This is a genomic window from Bowmanella yangjiangensis (assembly GCF_017255015.1).
GTDB lineage: Bacteria > Pseudomonadota > Gammaproteobacteria > Enterobacterales > Alteromonadaceae > Bowmanella > Bowmanella yangjiangensis.
Genome location: NZ_JAFKCS010000032.1, coordinates 1 through 16,481 on the forward strand (window position 1 = coordinate 1; position 16,481 = coordinate 16,481).

Sequence of the window (16,481 nt, forward strand, 5' to 3'; positions counted from 1 at the left end):
TAACCATCGGGGCCAGGAAGCAAAAATCTTCCATCAACAGGCCGGATATATGAGAGCAATGATTTTCTCTCACATCAGTGATCAAAGGTCTTGCAAGCGGAGTGGGTCCATATATGCGTGTCATATCTAGCAGGGATAGCAAAACCGACAGCAGTAGGTTGGATTGCAGCGAGGCGGCAAAACGCATCTCAGAATTCCCTTACCGATTCCCTCTTGCATCCACTCCCCACCTCCATTAGCGTGAATCCACAACTACAGGAGGCGTTTATGTGGAATAAAGCGGCTTTGACTTTATTGGTGAGCGGTTTGTTGGTGGCAGCGCAGGCGCTGGCCGATGATGCAAAACCCCGTAGCCGGGATTTAGGCATAGCGCCAGGCATTCTAAAAACCGGCCAGCATAATGCCATTACCGATGTGCAAGGGGTGCTGGTTGGGCAGGTGACTTTGGTGAACGGGCAGGATGTGCGTACCGGCGTCACAGCGATTTTGCCCCATGGCGGTAACCTTTATCAGGACAAAGTGCCCGCTGGGCTGTATGTGGCCAATGGCTATGGCAAGCTGACCGGCATTTCACAAATACAAGAACTGGGGGAGATTGAAACCCCGATTCTGCTCACCAATACCCTGTCGGTGCCACAGGCCGCCGAGGCCATTATTGGCTGGACTTTAAAGCAACCAGGCAATGAACAGGTGGTGTCGGTGAATGCGGTGGTGGGGGAAACCAACGACAGCCGCTTAAATGATATTCGCAAGCGTGCCCTTAAGGCCGAACATGGTCTGAAAGCCATAACAAGTGCCAGCAGTGGGCCGGTGGCCGAAGGGGCGGTGGGGGCCGGCACCGGCACGGTGGCTTTTGGCTGGAAAGGCGGTATTGGCACCAGTTCCCGTGTGCTGCCAGCCAAACTGGGCGGCTATACCGTAGGGGTGCTGGTGCAGTCTAACTACGGCGGGGTATTGCAGATCGCCGGTCAGCCGGTGGGTGAGGCGCTTGGCCAGTATTATCTGAAAGATGCTCTGGACTCTGAGGTAGCCGACGGCTCCATTATGCTGATTGTGGCCACCGATGCGCCTTTGTCGGATCGCAATCTGACCCGTTTAGCCAAGCGGGCGGTGGCTGGCCTAGCCCGCACCGGCGCGTCTTTTACCAATGGCTCGGGGGATTATGTGCTGAGCTTCTCCACCGCCGCGTCAGTGCGTCGCACCGCTGAGCGCCGCGGTGAGGTATCCAGCACCGAGTCTGTGCCTAACGGCAGTATGTCGCCCCTGTTCCAGGCGGTTATCGAGGCCAGCGAAGAAGCGATTTATAACTCTATGCTAAAAGCTACCGACACCTGCGGTACCCGCAGTGATACAGGTAAGGCCAACTGTGTAAAAGCCCTGCCGCTAGAGCAACTAAAAGCCCTGCTCACGACATCTAATTAAAGATGTCGCCAGCGGTTTCGGCTGGATGCGTAGCAGCGGGAAAGATTAATCATCAGCCCCCCGTGGCAAACCCAATAAAATCCCCTCAGGGGTTTTCACGCTGCGGGTTTGGGTCAACCCTTCCACGCTCTGCACAAAGTCCTCCACATCCTGCAGGTTAAACACCCCGGAGATGGCAAACCCGGCCAGGTCTTTATCCTCTAGCACCAGCGGCTGCGGGCTGTAGCGGTTGATCTGGCGGATGGCCTGCTCAAGCCGGGTAGCATCAAACTGGATACGATGGCTGCTCCAGTCCGGTTGACCGGCCTGTAAACCGGGGGGCAGGCGATAGCGGCTGAGTTTATTGTCCTGAAATTTCAGGCCCCACCCGGCATGCACCGGCGCGGTGCCGCTGAGCGCTCCACCGCGCACCCCAACCACACCCTCAAAAACTTCTAGCGTCCAGGCGCTGGCCAGCTTTTCCACCGAGTAGGCGGTGCCCAGTGCCACAAACTCGGTACTCTGATTTACCATCACCACAAACTCCCTGGGCTCATGCGCCACCTGGCTGAAGATCCGGCCCTGGATCAGTTCCACTTCACGGCGGTGTTCCTGCATCTGCACCCGTACCCGGCTGCCGCTGTCCAGATAGAGTGCACTGCTATCGCTAAGCTGCAGCTGTTGAATCTCGCCTTGTTGGGTTTGGTAGGCCAGCATATTGTTTGATGCTGGCTTGGTTGGCAGCAGCGACAGGCTGAACACCAACAGGCACACCGTAGCGGCCAGGGCGGTCAGTACTTTGCTCAGGCTTTTGGCCGGGCGCCGCTGCGCTATTGGAATCACCTGGGGCGACGGCGGCACGATTGGCTGGCCCAGGCTGTTTGCCTCTGTACTTAACAAACTGCCTAACTGCCAGGTATTGGCTGCATGGTTAAAGGCCCGCACATGCTCGGGATGGGCGCGCAGCCAGGCTTCAAATTTGGCGGAGGTCAGTATGGCGGGGCTGGCTTCAATATCCAGCAGCCAGTCGCAGGCCTCGGCCAGGATCTGTGGGTCGATAACCCTGTTTTGATGGCTATTGCCTTGGTTACTGCTGTTCACGTTGCATACGCCTCTGGGTCAAATGCATCAGAGCGTCACGCAAATGCCGTCTGACCACCATCACGCCGATGTTCAGTTGGGTGGCAATGTCCTCGTAGGACAGGCTCTGGATTCGGTTAAGTAAAAATATCCGCCGGGTCAGGGCAGGCAATTGGGCCAAGTCAGCTTCGGCCTGGGCCACGGCCTGTTGCTGACTAAGCTGAGCCTCCGGCTCTGGCACCAGGCTGTGCTGCTCATGGTTTAGCTCGTCATATTCCACCCACTGGGGGGCGTGCTGGTTACGCCGGTGGCGGTCACGCAGCAGGTTAACCACCACTGTACGTAAAAAGGCCATTTCATTGTGCAGTTGCGGCAAGTTGTCGTAGTGGGACAGGCGAATAAACAGCTCCTGCACCAGCTCTTCGGCGTCGTGCTGGGAAGCGCCTTTGCTACAGGCGTAGCGCAGCAGCGCCGCGGCATGGCTCTGATAGAGGCGCTCAAGATAGTGCTTAGTGCCAGCTGCTGTGCCGGGCCCGGTCAGCGCTGTGCCATTAAGCAGCAAATCGGCTGACGGCATGGGCAATGGCCTTGGCAGTAAGTTTCAGATCTTCGGCGCTGTTATACAGGCTCGGGGTAATACGCACACAGCTGCCGTTATGAATACCATCGCGGTGTACGCAAAACACCTGATGTTCGGCCAGCAGATATTCGGCAATGGCGCGGTTTTGTGCGCTGCTGGTGTGGCCCTTAATACGGAACGAGGTAATACCGGCATGCAGATGCGGGTCTTGCGGGGTGAGAATATCAATGCCGTCTAGCTGGCGTACCTCATTAACCCACAGATTGCGTAAGTATTGCAGCCGTGCGGCTTTGGCCTTAGCGCCTATCTGGTCATGAAAGGCAAAGGCATCTGGCACGCTAAGAAAGGCGGCAAAGTTACTGGTGCCGGAGTGAAATTTACCCCAGATACTCTGCTCCTGACCCGGCGAGGCCGACATATTGGCGGCAATCTGCCCGAGCCTGCCCTGGCGGATATACATCACGCCAACCCCTAGCGGCGCGCCCATCCATTTGTGCAGGTTAAAGCCGATAAAATCAGCGCCAAGGTCTGCTACGCCAAAGTCCATCTGCCCCCAGGAATGGGCGGCATCCACAATCACTGCGATACCACGCTCCCGTGCGGCGGCGGTGATTTCTTTTACCGGCATCACCAGCCCGGTGCGGTGGCTGATATGGGTAAGCAGCAGCAGTTTGCAATTAGGGTGGCGGGCAAAAGCTGCCTGATAAAAGGCTATCAGCCCCTGATGATCAGCCGGTTCGGGTATGGCCAGCTCGATTACCTCGGCGCCGCACTGGGCGGCCTTAGTGCGCATGGCATCCTGCATGGCGGCATAATCCAGGTCGGCGTACATCAGCGCATCGCCATTTGTTAAGCCGTTGAAGCCGCCAATCAGATTTTGCAGGGCTTCGGTGGCACCGCGGGTTAAGCCGATTTCCTCGGGGTTGGCACCCAGGCGGTCGGCCACGCTGGCGACTATGTCTTTTAACAGCGGCCAATATTGGCGGCGGGAGAAATAGGAGTTGTCGCGATTAACCCGCTCGGTATGTTTGAAATAGGCCTGCATTACTGGCCTTGCCATAATGCCCCAGTTGCCGTTTTCCACATTGATAATGCCGGGGCGCACATCATACTGGCTGGCAACTTGTGCCCAATAAGCTTCGTCCTGGGCTTGTGCCAGCGGCGATTGTGCAGAGCTTGGCAGTGGCGCTGACCAGCTGGCCGGGGAGGCCAAAAGTGAACCGGCGGCGGCCGATGCCAGGCTGGTGGTAAGAAACTGACGCCGGGTAAAGCTGCTCATGATAATACCTCTTGCTTACAACATAATGCCCGGTCAGGGCCGGGCTAATCAGCCTGTCTGGCGCTTGGGCCGGACAGGCGGGTACTCTAGCCAGATAAGGTCACAGTTTTGTGACCATGCCTGGGTTTAGAACTTCATATCCACACGCAGTGAATAGTTGCCGCCGTCTGAGTCATACGGCGCATTACGCGAGTAAATCAAGCCACGGTTGGCCTGGAAGGTGGCCTCTTCTGGGTAGTTGTCGAACAGGTTTTCCACGTTCAGGCTCAGGGCAATGGCGGGCGTGATGTCGTAGTTCAAACCGATATCAAAGAAGGTTTCGGCACCGAACTGCTGGAAAATATCGCCGTCGGCATTGCCGGAGCTGTCTTTCCAGCTACCGTAGTAACGCAGCTTGGCATTCAAGGTGATGTCTGCCCAGCTATAACTGGCGCTGAGGTTACCGGCCTGCTTGGGCAGTCTTTCTTCCAACAGAATGCGCTGGGTTTCATTGCGGCTGATATCGCCGCCTGTTACTTCGGTTTTGTTGTAGTTGTAAGCAGCCACCAGATTCAGGTTGCCTTCGCCCAGTTCAAACTTACGGCTCAGTACCAGGTCCACACCTGTGGTTTTGGTGTCGTAGTCATTCTGGAAGAAGTTCACACTGGTGATGCTCTCGGCTCCTGTGACTCCCAAAGCGATAAGCTTGGCACGCTCTTCAGCGGTCAGGTTGAAGGTGGTGGACGTGCCGAAACGGTCCGAGATGCTGATACGGTAGAAGTCGATACTGGCGTTCAGGCCGCTGGCATCCTGATAGGTAAAGCCCAGTGACAGGTTATTGGACTCTTCCGGGGTCAGTGAGGCAATGTTGGCGTCGCTGCGCGCATTAATAATCTGCGCAATCTCGCCCTGCGGGCTGTAACGTCCACGGGTAAAGACTTCCAGGGTATTGGTATCTAAGCCTTGCGACACCCGCTCACTGTAAAGTTGGCCTGGGGTTGGGGCACGAAACCCCGTGGAGTAAGTGGCACGCAAGGCGGCATTGTCTGATAAGGCATAACGGGTGGAAATCTTGCCGTTCTGGGTATCGCCGAATTCGGAGAAGTCTTCGTAACGAGCGGCCAGACCAATAGTCCAGGCGCTGCTCAGCATGGTTTCCAGATCCACATACAAGGCCACGCTGTCCTGATCAAACTCACCAGACTGGGCCGGGCTGAAACCGAAAAAGCCGTTAGAGCCTGACGGTAAGCCTTCTTTGGCGGCGGGGCCAACCAGATAAGAAGCTTCGTCACCCGGCGATACCTTGTAGGTTTCTTCGCGGTACTCGGCACCAAAGGCAATATTCAGATCGTCGGCAAACCAGTCATTTTGCAACAGATAGCTGGCATCCAGGTTGGCGGTAAATTCGTCCTGCTCCAGGCTACCGGCATAAAAATTCGTGGGGCTGTCAGAGCCGAGCGAGGCGTTGATGGTGTTGTTTAACTGATAGTCGATTTTATTATTGCCCTGGCTGACGGAGGCGTCCCAGCTAAGTTGGCCAACAATGCCCTTTACACCCACATACAGGGATAAATCACGGTCATCCTGACCAAAATGCGGGGCGAAACCGGCTGGATACAGATCTTTTAGGTCAAAATTCGGGTAGGTTTCGCTTTTATTGAATACCGCTGAGTCTGGATTACGCCAGTTAAAATCGCTCATACCGCTGCCTTCGTTGTAAGTACCAAACAGGTAGGCATCGGTGTTGTCGGTCAGGCTGTATTGGGAATTCAGGGCAAAACGCACGGCGTCGCGGTCTGGCTGGCCCCAATCCTGTACCGGGTTACGTAAGGTCACTTCCGGGTGAGCGGCCTGATAGGCCTCGGCATCCGGGCGCTGACGGGAACGGGCAGTGCGCTCGGCATCATAGTATTCAAAGGTGGTGGCCAGGTAACCGCGGTTATTCAGATCCCATCCGCCCTGTACCCCGGCGCGGTAGGCGGTACCGTCCCCTTCAAAATATTGGGAAAACTGGCTGAAGGCCTGATACCCGGCCTTGTCATCCAGAATAATGTTAATTACCCCTGCAATGGCGTCTGAGCCATATTGTGCGGAAGCACCGTCGCGCAGCACTTCAATGCGCTTAATGGCGTAGGAAGGAATAGACGCCAGGTCAGCCGATTGGGCGCCGTTGCTGCCCAGCAGGGCGGCGCGGTGCAGGCGTTTGCCATTAACCAGTACCAGCGTATGGTCGGCAGATAAGCCACGTAAGGATGCCGGGCGCACAAACACCTGACCGTCGGCCATAGGTAATCGCTGTACCTTAAAAGACGGCACGATTTGCGCCACGCTGTCGAGCAAATCTTCCGAGGTGGTGCTGTCAATGGCGGAAGCGTCAATCAAATCAATCGGGGCCATGGAGTCGAATACGGTACGGTTGGCCTGACGGGTGCCGGTCACAATAATGCTTTCCAGATTACCGGGGGCTGCGCCTGCTACCTCTTGCGCGTGGGCAGACAGGGCCAGGGTGGAGCTGGACGCCAGGATAAGGCAGCCATAGGTGGCGGTTTTATTCAGGTGTTTCATGGTGTTTCCCAGTGTGTGTGGCTCAGTTTATTGCGTTGCCGCCCATTGCCTTGTGCAAGGGCTTCCTGGGTAAAGACGCAGCGGTGTCAGACATCTGTTGGCGGATAGGCAATGTTCATAAAAGTTTCATATAAAAATCGCCCTAGTCTCTATCTAACATGTTGATTAAAAAGCAAAGTTGGTGCGCAGATACCACTGGCCCCCATCGGTGTCGTAGGGGGAATTACGTGAATAACGCAGCCCACGGTTGGATTGCAGACTGGCTTCGTCGGGGTAAGTGTCAAACAGGTTTTCAATGCCGAATTTCACGCTCAGTGCTGCATCGACTAAATAGGTCAGTGACAGGTCAAACAGCTGCAAGGGCGAAAACTGCTGGAACTGCTCAGAATCGCTGATGGCCTGGTCTTGCCAACTGCCGATATAGCGCCAGCCCGCCCGCCACTCCCAAGGGCCGCTCAGATAGCTGGCCGACAAGCTGGCCCGGTGCTGGGGTACGCCTTGTTCCTGCTGGGTACGGCGAATCTGGTTATCCATCAATTCGCCGCCTGTCACTTGTGTGCGGTTGTAGTTATAGGCCGCCGAAACCAACAACTGGCCGCTGCCAAGCAGGCTGCTGCGGGTTAGCACCAGATCCAGACCGCTGGTTCGGGTATCAAAGATGTTTTGAAAGAAGCGCACATTGGCCACCTGATAGTTGTGATGGGGGCTTAGCGCTGCCAGGCGCTGTTGCTCGTCGCGGGTCAGACTGTAAGTGGGAGACAGACCAAATCTTTCGCTCAGATCAATGCGGTACAAATCCAGGGTCAGATCAAACTGGCCGGGTAAACTGAAGCCCATACCGGCACTGATATTGACGGACTTCTCGGCCCGCAAGGGGCGAATATTCACCTCGGGGCGCTCGGTGAGCACCTCGGCCACCGCACCATTTGGCGAAAAGCGGCCACTGGTGGTGATGGCATCAAAGCTGCTGTTCAGAGATTGCGAGGTGCGCTCACTAAACACCTGCCCGGCGGTAGGGGCGCGAAAGCCATTAGACAAGGTGGTACGCAGCATAATACCAGGAGCAAGTTCGTACCACAGGGCCAGTTTGCCGCGCAGCATGGACGAAAACAGCGAATAGCTTTCATAGCGGGCGGCAAGGTTAAGGCGCAGCGACTCGCTTAAGGTGATATCCATATCGGCATAGGCCGACAACCCTTGCTGGGTGAAACTACCGGCCTGTAGCGGCGAATAACCGGGAAAGCCATTGGCACCCGAGGGCAGACCTTCAATAGCCGCCGGGCCCACCGCAAAAGAGGCTGGATCGCCGGCCTGTACCCGATAACGCTCGCTGCGAAATTGCAGGCCAGTGGCCAGGTTGATGGGTAGCTGCTTTGCCGACCAGCGGGTTTGCTGGTTGATGCTGGCGTCCAGGGTAACTTCCTGCTGAGTTAAGTCGCCGGGATGAAAAGCCGTGGGGCTATGTGGGCCCAACGAGGCATTGATGCTGTTATTTAAAAAGTAGCGGATACGGTTTTGGCCAAAGCCCAGGCTTAGCTCTGCCTGTGGGTGTGCGCCGGGGAATGAACGGATACCGGTATGCAAGGCAATATCCGACTCACGCTGGCCAAATCTGGGGGTAAAGCCCACAGGGTAGATATCCAATAGGCTGAAGTCCGGATACAGGCTGCTGGGCTGATAAACCAGATTGGTATCCGGGTTACGCCAGTTAAAATCCGACACGCCATAAGTTTGCGCCAAAGTGCCAAAGGCAAAGGCACTGAACTGCTCACCGACCTGCTGCTGGGTATTGAACGCCAGTTGCAGCCCTTCTTGCTCCGGCAGCCCCCAGCGCTGCACCGGGTTGGGCACCTTCAGCTCGGGATGTTGCTGGGCAAATAGCACGGCATCCTGCGGCTGCGTGCCTCTGGATGTGGGCGTATTGCGATAGCCAGACAGACTCAGCATGGAAAAATCCTCGTCGTCTTGCCAGCCTAAACGCATACCACCACGCCAGGTGACGCCGTCGCCCTGAAAATACTGGCCGTATTGCATAAAGCCGGCGCTTTGCTCGCCGTCTTCCAGGATCACATTGATTACCCCGGCCAGAGCATCAGAGCCATACTGGGCCGAGGCGCCATCACGCATCACTTCAATACGTTTTATTGCATGGCTGGGGATCTTCGAAAGATCAATAGGATGGCCGTCTTCGGTTTCCACAAAGGCCGAGCGGTGTCGGCGTTTGCCGTTGACCAGGATCAGGGTGTGGTCTGAATTGAGGCCACGTAAGCCAAAGGAGCGGTTAAAGATCCGGCCGTCACTGAGTGGCAGACGAAAGGCGGTAAAGCTGGGCAGATAAAATGCCAGGGTATTAAGCAAGTCCTCTGCGCCGGTGCCATCCGGGGTGGTCAGAATGTCGATAGCCGACATGGAATCATAACGGGTACGGGCGGCCACCCGGGTGCCGGTGACTATCAATTCATCCATGGCCTGAGCGCTTTGCTGCAGGTTGCTGTCAGGTTGCGTGCTGCTGCTCTGCTCGTTGGCAGTCAGGATCACGCTTTGTGCATTCAGCCATTGCACCTGCACAGGCTGTTCGACCAGTAACAGTGTCAGGACTTGTCGGAAGCTGTAATGTCCCTTAACAGCAAGGTGTTGCTGCGACGACAGCAGCCCAGCCGGGTAAAGGATATTGGCATTGAAGAGTTCGGAGACTTGTTTGAGTGCTTGCTCAACAGAACCGGCGGTGATGTTTACCCGAATGGCTGGGGGTTCGGTTGCATCCGGCGTGGCCGCTAAAACGCTTCGGGTAACCAAACACAGTATGCACAGCATAAGCTGCCATCGCCGACTCAACACGATAATCAAAAGCCCTGCAGTTGCGGCCAGTTCACTCTGACCTGAAAAAGGCAAAGCGCTATGGTGCGACAGCAGCATGACAGATTGTTTACAGAAGGCGGGATGTTTTTCAGTAAGATGAAAATACAACCTTGACCTTCCCATAAGGTTAAACTTTAGCCTTAAGCTATCTAAGCTGGTGTTGGAGATAAACATGGCAAACATGCAGTTACCTATTAGCGGTATGGGCTGTGCGTCCTGTGTGGGACGTATTGAAAAAGCCTTGCTGCAGGTTGACGGCGTAAGTCAGGCACAGGTTAACCTGGCTGCCGAAACCGCCACAGTGCAAGGCGATGTTGATGCAGCTGCTTTGATCGCGGCCATAGGTGCGGCCGGATACAAGGTACCTACCCAAACTAGCCAGTTTGGGGTGGGTGGCATGAGCTGCGCGTCATGTGCCGGGACGGTGGAAAAGGCATTAAAAGCGGTATCTGGCGTAGTCGATGCCAGGGTTAATCTGGCCAGTGAGCAGGTCAGCATCGAACATCTGGCAGGGTTGGATGTCTCGCTGCTGTTTGCGGCGGTTGCGCAAACAGGTTATCAGTTGCTGGATACCGATAGCGCAGACAAGGCCAAAGCACCCAGCGAACCGGGTTTTTTCCAGCGCGACAGTTGGCCGGTGATAGGGTCAAGCTTATTAACCTTGCCGCTGGTGCTACCCATGATAGGTATGTTGTTTGGCAGTGATTGGATGTTGCCGCCACTCTGGCAATGGCTACTCGCCACGCCGGTACAGTTTTACTTTGGGGCACGTTTCTACAGTGCGGGCTGGCGCGCCATAAAAGCCGGCAGCGGCAATATGGACTTGCTGGTGGCCATTGGCACCTCGGCGGCCTATGGCTTGTCGTTGTATCTGTGGGCGGTGTTTGACGGTCAGGGCATGCCGCATCTGTATTTTGAAAGCAGCGCCGCGGTATTAACCTTGGTATTGCTGGGTAAATATTTGGAACGCCGAGCCAAAAGACGTACCACTGATGCGCTAAAAGCCTTGGAAAATCTGCAACCCATCGAAGCGCGTGTATGGCGCAATGGTAGTTGGCAGCAGGTGGCGGCCGCCAGTTTAAAAAGCGGTGACAAGGTCAAGGTGCTACCCGGTGAGCGTATTCCTGTGGATGGTGAGATTCAATCCGGCGACAGCCAGGTGGATGAGTCCATGATCAGCGGCGAGAGTGTGCCGCAACATAAAAAAGTCGGCGATAACGCCATTGGCGGTTCGGTGAATCTGGATGGGGTGCTGGAGCTGGTGGCTACTAAAGTCGGCGCTGAGTCCACCCTGGCCAAAATTATCCGCTTGGTTGAGCAGGCGCAGGGGGCTAAGGCGCCGGTGCAAGCCCTGGTGGACCGCATTAGTGCGGTGTTTGTGCCCGTGGTGCTGTTGGTGGCGCTGGTGGCGCTACTAGGCTGGGGTCTGGGCGCTGGCGACTGGACGACCGGCATCTTAAACGCGGTGGCAGTGTTGGTGATTGCCTGCCCTTGTGCGCTTGGTTTAGCTACTCCAGCGGCCATTATGGCAGGCACTGGCACGGCGGCCAAACAGGGGGTTTTGGTTAAGGATGCTCGGGCGTTAGAACAGGCCCAGCGCATAGATTTAGTGGTGTTTGATAAAACCGGCACCTTAACTGAAGGCAAGCCGCAGCTCAGTCAGTTAACGGCGTTAACCGATAGTCAGCAGGATTTATTGCAACTGGCGTATTCGCTGCAACAAAACAGTGAGCATCCGCTGGCCAAAGCCGTGGTGCAAAAAGCCCAGCAACAGGATGTCAGCACCCTGGCGGTAGACAACTTTAAAGTGGTGGCAGGTAAAGGCGTGACCGGCGATATGCACGGGCAGACCTGGCTTCTGGGTAGTAGCCACTGGATGCGTGAGCACAAACTGGAGCTGCCTATGGACAAGGTCAGTGTGGCCGGGGCGTCTATTTCCTGGCTGGCGGTGGTTAAGCATGATGGTGCTGAACTGATGGGGCTGCTGTGTTTTTCTGACACCATCAAAGCCAGCAGCAAAAGTGCGGTGCAGCGTTTGCAGCGTCAGGGCATGAAAGTGGCGATGCTGACCGGCGACAGTAAAGCCAGCGCGCAGCAGGTTGCCACTGAATTAGGGCTGGATAATGTTGAAGCAGAAGTATTGCCGGCGGACAAAGCGGCCTGGGTAAAACGTTATCAACAGCAGGGCTTTAAAGTGGCCATGGTGGGGGATGGTATCAACGATGCTCCGGCTTTGGCTCAGGCTGATCTGGGCATGGCCATGGCGACCGGCACCGAAGTGGCAGTGAGCGCATCGGCCATGACCTTAATGCGCGGAGAGCCAAACCTGGTGGCAACTGCACTGGTACTGGCGCGTAAGACCTATCAAAAAATTCGTCAGAACCTGTTCTGGGCCTTTATTTTCAATGTGATTGGCATTCCTGCCGCGGCACTGGGGTACCTAAACCCTATTATTGCCGGGGCGGCGATGGCCAGCAGTAGTTTGTTGGTGGTCAGCAATGCCTTGCTATTGCAGCGTTGGAGGGAAAACAAGCATGACTAAGTTACTGACCATAGGTGAAGCGGCAAAGGCCAGTGGCCTGTCGGCTAAAATGATCCGCCATTACGAACAGTCCGGCCTGCTGGACACCCCTCCTCGTACCGAGGCTGGTTATAGGTTGTACAATACACAGCAACTGCGTCAGTTAAACTTTATCCGCCGTGGTCGGCAACTGGGGTTTTCGCTTGAAGAGATCCACTCCCTGCTGAATTTATGGCGTGACCCAGGCAGGGAAAGTCGGGAAGTAAAGCACATTGCTGAAAAACACCTGCAGGATGTGGCGCAGAAGATTGCCGAGTTGCAGCAGATCCAGGGTGTGCTGGAGAAGCTGGCTAATCAGTGCTGCGGTAACAGTAATCCGGATTGCGCCATTCTGGACTCCCTGGCCGGACCAGAATCCATGGTTTGAGCATCTGCCCAGGATTCTGGTCGGGTAGCAGAGGCTTAAGGAATCGAGAGTCTGCTACCCATTTGGCTTGTGTAACCTTGATGGCCGGCTACTTAAACGTTTGGATACGCCAGTTAAGTAGTTCACCCACATACACCACACCCTGTTTATCCACCGTCAGACCGTGGGGAAAACCAAACTCCGATGCCCCCTTGCCCCAACGGCCAAAGCGTTCCAAGACCTGACCGTCCGGCCCGATTTTATTGATCTCGCCGCTTCTGGCGTCGGTTAAAATTAGGGTGTTGGCATCAAAACGTTCAAGTTCATAGGGGTAGCCAATATCCTGCCACTGTTTAATAAACTGACCGTCGGTGGTGAAAATCTGGATGCGGCCATTCTGCCTGTCCGTGACATACAGTTGATCTTGTTCATCAAACAGCAACGAATGCGGGAAGTTAAACTGTCCCGTGGCCTCACCTTTACTGCCCCAACTGGAAAGCAGATTGCCCTCTGGGGAGAACTTGACGATACGAAAGTTACCGCCGTCGGCTACATAGATATTGCCCTGACTGTCCAGTGCCACATCACTTGGCGCATTGAGCAGATTCAATTGGTAGCCGTTATCAAACCAGCCGCTGCCGGGGCTGTCTCTGCGGCCCAGGATCAGCAGGATTTGGCCTTGCTGATCCATCTTTAGTACCTGATGGGTCTCCTGATCTGTGGTCCAGATGGCCCCCTGAGGGTCGACAAACAGACCATGGGGAACACGGAACAGTCCCTGGCCGATTTCACGCTTGAACTGCCCTTGTTTGCTGAAAATCAGCAAAGGATGCAGGCCGCGATTAAACACCACCAAATCACCGGATGGCAGGAATTCCAGGCCGGCCACCTCGCCCATATACCAGTTATCCGGTAGTTGTAATGACACAAAGCCGGTACGACTGGCATCCACTATGCCAGCGTGCCCCGGTGCGGCTATAAACGCTATTAATATGATCAGCAATGCCGCCAGGGTTTGCATATTTGTCTTGGTAAAACACATCTTAGGATCTCCGGTTAGTGAAACTTCATTGTGCTGTGGTTTGAGTTTCCGTTTAAGATGTCAATCGGAAAGTAAATGTTTCCTGGTGGGAATGAATGGATAAAGATATTGCCTATTTACTTAAGGTGTTCTGCACTGTGGTGGAAGCCGGTAGCTTGGCATCGGCGGCCGAGCGTTTGGATGTACAAGCGCCAGCCATCAGCAAGGCGCTGGCGCGTTTGGAAATCCTGTTGGGTAACCGTCTGCTGCATCGCTCTACCCGGGCGTTACAACTGACCGATGCCGGTACCTTGCTTTATCAGGAAGGCATGACGCATTTGCTGTCACTGGGAGAATTACTGGACAGAGTGCGCGGTCAGAATCACCAACTTAGTGGCTCGCTGAATATCACTGCTACGCCAGCAGTGGGGGAGCAACTGATTACGCCTTTGCTGGTGGATTTTTCCATCCGGTATCCGCAGTTACAGATCAACCTGCTTTGCACTAACGAGCAGATCAGGCTGCCCTCCCAGAGTGTGGATATGGCTATTCGCAGCAGTCGGCAACTGGAAGACTCCAGCCTGACCAGTCAGTTGTTGCTGAATGTCAGGCGCCTGGTGGTGGCATCCCCGGCTTATCTGCAGCAGGCTGGAACGCCCCGCAGTCCAGCGCAGTTGGCCGAGCATGCCTGCCTGCATTTTTACCATCAAGGTATTTTAGATGCCTGGGACTATGAGAATGGTGATGAGGTTGGCACGGTCACCACTCAAAGCCGTATCAGAGTAAACAGCTATGCCAGCCTGAAAACCTTGTGTTTGGCTGGTAGAGGGGTGGCGCGCTTGTTTGAATATCAGGTGGCGGATGAGCTGGCGAATGGCAAGTTGGTTAAGGTGGCGGCGCAGACCAATTGGGGGCATCAGAGCCTGCATGCGGTGTATCACGGCAAATTGGCGCAATCTGTTAAGTTGCAGGCCTTTGTGACAGCATTTCGGCAGCGTTATGGTGAATAGGGAATAAACCACAGCGGCGAAAAAAGGCGGCGCACAGGCCGCCTTGAGGTTAAAGGTCCAAATTAGAGGCTATCAAAGCGATCCAATGTCATGACCTTTGTCCAGGCATCGACAAAATCCTGTACAAACTGCTGTTTGGCATCGTCGCTGGCGTAGACTTCGGCTACCGCTCTTAACTCGGAGTGGGAACCGAAAATCAAATCAACCGGGGTGGCGGTCCAGCGGGCCTTGCCGGTTTTACGCTCCGAGCCTTCGTATAAACCTTCCATTTTGGCTGATTTGGCCCACTGCGTGGACATATCCAACAGGTTGACAAAAAAGTCGTTACTTAATACCCCGGGCTTGTCGGTCAGCACGCCGTGCTGACTGTTGCCACTGTTGGCCCCTAGCACTCGCATGCCACCGAGCAGTACGGTCATTTCCGGTACGCTCAGATTCAGCATGCTGGCCTTGTCCACCAAGCTTTCGGTTGGTGGCAGACGATTGTCCGCACTGTAGTAGTTTCTAAACGCATCGGCCTTGGGTTCCAATACGGCAAAAGAGGCCGCGTCGGTCTGGGCTTGGCTGGCATCTACCCGGCCGGGTTTGAAGGGCACGCTAATCTCAAAACCGCCTTGTTTGGCAGCCTGTTCGATGGCGGCGGCCCCGCCCAGTAAGATCAGGTCGGCCATGGACACTTGTTTGCCGCCTTTATGCTTGCGATTGAAGTCCTTTTGCACGCCTTCGAGCTTTTTCAGTACCTTGGCCAGTTCTTTGGGGTCGTTTACCGCCCAGTCTTTTTGCGGTGCTAGTTGCAGGCGACCGCCGTTGGCGCCACCGCGCAGGTCGGTACCGCGGAATGACGAGGCAGCAGCCCAGGCGGTTCTGACCAGATCGGCAACACTGAGCTTGGTTTTCAGAATATCCGTCTTGAGTTTGGCCACATCGCTGTCGTCTATCATGGCATAGTCGGCGCTGGGCAGTGGGTCTTGCCAGATTAGCATTTCTGCTGGCACTTCATTGCCCAGATAGCGGGCCTTTGGCCCCATATCCCTGTGGGTGAGCTTGAACCAGGCCTTGGCAAAGGCTAGCTGATATTCGGCCGGGTTTTTATGAAAACGCTCGGCAATTTTGCGATAGGCCGGGTCAAATTTCAGGGCAAGATCCGTGGTAAACATAATCGGCGCGTGGCGTTTGGATTTGTCATGGGCGTCCGGTACTAGCCCCTGACCCTGACCATCTTTAGGGATCCACTGGGTGGCACCGGCCGGGCTCTTGCTTTTTACCCATTCAAAGGCAAACAGGTTATCCAGATACTGGCTGGTCCAGGCGATGGGGTTGGCGGACCAGGCGCCTTCCAGACCGCTGGTGATGGTATCTTCGGCATTGCCTTTACCGCATTTGTTTTTCCAGCCGAAGCCCTGTTCCTCAAGGCCTGCGGCGGCGGGTTCCGCGTCCAGGCATTCCTCCGGTTTATGCGCACCGTGGGCTTTACCAAAGGTATGCCCTCCGGCTATCAGGGCCACGGTTTCTTCATCATTCATGGCCATGCGGCCAAAGGTTTCGCGAATGTCCTTGGCGGCCAGCAGTGGGTCGGGGTTGCCATTAGGCCCTTCCGGATTGACATAAATCAGGCCCATCTGCACCGCTGCCAGCGGCTTTTCTAACTTGCGATCGCCATGGTAGCGCTTATCGTCCAGCCATTTCTGCTCGGGACCCCAGTAAACAATATCGGCTTCCCAGTCGTCTTCACGGCCTCCGGCAAAACCGAAGGTTTTAAAGCCCATGGACTCCAGCGCCA

Annotated in this window: 12 protein-coding genes; 4 read left to right on the forward strand and 8 right to left on the reverse strand. The window is 55.5% G+C overall.

Annotation, left to right across the window (positions count from 1 at the left end; genetic code table 11):
* On the reverse strand, positions 1 to 187 hold a 187-nt coding region (locus J0A65_RS19985; protein ID WP_206596106.1), incomplete at its 3' end, for a hypothetical protein.
* 80 nt (positions 188 to 267) lie between these two features.
* On the opposite strand from J0A65_RS19985, the gene J0A65_RS19990 reads away from it, so the two are divergent.
* Positions 268 to 1,422: a DmpA family aminopeptidase gene (locus tag J0A65_RS19990; RefSeq protein WP_206596107.1), complete on the forward strand. Its 1,155-nt coding sequence runs from the start codon at positions 268 to 270 to the stop codon at positions 1,420 to 1,422.
* Positions 1,423 to 1,467: 45 nt separating this feature from the next.
* Here the strand turns inward: J0A65_RS19990 and J0A65_RS19995 are convergent, their stop codons facing one another.
* From J0A65_RS19995 to J0A65_RS20015, 5 genes are all read right to left on the reverse strand, one after another.
* Positions 1,468 to 2,502: a FecR family protein gene (locus tag J0A65_RS19995; protein WP_206596108.1), complete on the reverse strand. Its 1,035-nt coding sequence runs from the start codon at positions 2,500 to 2,502 to the stop codon at positions 1,468 to 1,470.
* Entirely contained in the window at positions 2,489 to 3,058 is a 570-nt protein-coding gene (locus J0A65_RS20000) for an RNA polymerase sigma factor (RefSeq protein WP_206596109.1), read from the reverse strand. The genes J0A65_RS19995 and J0A65_RS20000 overlap by 14 nt, the downstream gene beginning before the upstream one ends.
* Positions 3,033 to 4,340, reverse strand: coding sequence for an aminotransferase class V-fold PLP-dependent enzyme (locus J0A65_RS20005; RefSeq protein WP_206596110.1), 1,308 nt, complete (start codon positions 4,338 to 4,340; stop codon positions 3,033 to 3,035). Before J0A65_RS20005 ends, J0A65_RS20000 begins: the two co-directional genes overlap by 26 nt.
* Positions 4,341 to 4,466: 126 nt before the next feature.
* Positions 4,467 to 6,884 (reverse strand): TonB-dependent receptor plug domain-containing protein, encoded by a 2,418-nt coding sequence (locus tag J0A65_RS20010; protein WP_206596111.1) that lies wholly within the window; start codon positions 6,882 to 6,884, stop codon positions 4,467 to 4,469.
* A 165-nt stretch (positions 6,885 to 7,049) separates the two neighbouring features.
* A complete protein-coding gene (locus J0A65_RS20015; RefSeq protein ID WP_206596112.1) occupies positions 7,050 to 9,698 on the reverse strand; it encodes a TonB-dependent receptor plug domain-containing protein in 2,649 nt (882 codons plus the stop codon).
* Positions 9,699 to 9,915: 217 nt separating this feature from the next.
* Here J0A65_RS20015 and J0A65_RS20020 point away from each other — a divergent pair, with 217 nt between their 5' ends.
* The gene (locus J0A65_RS20020) at positions 9,916 to 12,285 is read left to right on the forward strand and encodes a heavy metal translocating P-type ATPase (protein WP_206596113.1); all 2,370 of its coding nucleotides are present in this window, start codon (positions 9,916 to 9,918) and stop codon (positions 12,283 to 12,285) included.
* Entirely contained in the window at positions 12,278 to 12,691 is a 414-nt protein-coding gene (gene cueR, locus J0A65_RS20025; protein ID WP_206596114.1) for a Cu(I)-responsive transcriptional regulator, read from the forward strand. The genes J0A65_RS20020 and cueR overlap by 8 nt, the downstream gene beginning before the upstream one ends.
* Before the next feature lie 88 nt (positions 12,692 to 12,779).
* Here cueR and J0A65_RS20030 read toward each other — a convergent pair whose 3' ends face one another.
* Complete coding sequence (locus J0A65_RS20030; protein ID WP_206596115.1) at positions 12,780 to 13,712, reverse strand: peptidyl-alpha-hydroxyglycine alpha-amidating lyase family protein; 933 nt, start codon at positions 13,710 to 13,712, stop codon at positions 12,780 to 12,782.
* Positions 13,713 to 13,807: 95 nt separating this feature from the next.
* Between J0A65_RS20030 and J0A65_RS20035 the strand changes: the two genes are divergently transcribed.
* Positions 13,808 to 14,701 (forward strand): LysR family transcriptional regulator, encoded by an 894-nt coding sequence (locus J0A65_RS20035; RefSeq protein WP_206596116.1) that lies wholly within the window; start codon positions 13,808 to 13,810, stop codon positions 14,699 to 14,701.
* A gap of 62 nt (positions 14,702 to 14,763) precedes the next feature.
* Here the strand turns inward: J0A65_RS20035 and katG are convergent.
* Positions 14,764 to 16,481 (reverse strand): catalase/peroxidase HPI (gene katG / locus J0A65_RS20040; RefSeq protein ID WP_206596117.1); only part of this gene is annotated, 1,718 nt, incomplete at its 5' end.

Bases quoted from the DNA above. Each gene is read 5' to 3' on its own strand.
- J0A65_RS20030 (WP_206596115.1), bottom strand. From the start codon at position 13,712: ATGTGTTTTACCAAGACAAATATGCAAACCCTGGCGGCATTGCTGATC.
- J0A65_RS20005 (WP_206596110.1), bottom strand. From the start codon at position 4,340: ATGAGCAGCTTTACCCGGCGTCAGTTTCTTACCACCAGCCTGGCATCG.
- J0A65_RS20000 (WP_206596109.1), bottom strand. From the start codon at position 3,058: ATGCCGTCAGCCGATTTGCTGCTTAATGGCACAGCGCTGACCGGGCCC.
- J0A65_RS20015 (WP_206596112.1), bottom strand. From the start codon at position 9,698: ATGCTGTGCATACTGTGTTTGGTTACCCGAAGCGTTTTAGCGGCCACG.
- cueR (WP_206596114.1), top strand. From the start codon at position 12,278: ATGACTAAGTTACTGACCATAGGTGAAGCGGCAAAGGCCAGTGGCCTG.
- J0A65_RS19990 (WP_206596107.1), top strand. From the start codon at position 268: ATGTGGAATAAAGCGGCTTTGACTTTATTGGTGAGCGGTTTGTTGGTG.
- J0A65_RS20010 (WP_206596111.1), bottom strand. From the start codon at position 6,884: ATGAAACACCTGAATAAAACCGCCACCTATGGCTGCCTTATCCTGGCG.
- J0A65_RS20020 (WP_206596113.1), top strand. From the start codon at position 9,916: ATGGCAAACATGCAGTTACCTATTAGCGGTATGGGCTGTGCGTCCTGT.
- J0A65_RS20035 (WP_206596116.1), top strand. From the start codon at position 13,808: ATGGATAAAGATATTGCCTATTTACTTAAGGTGTTCTGCACTGTGGTG.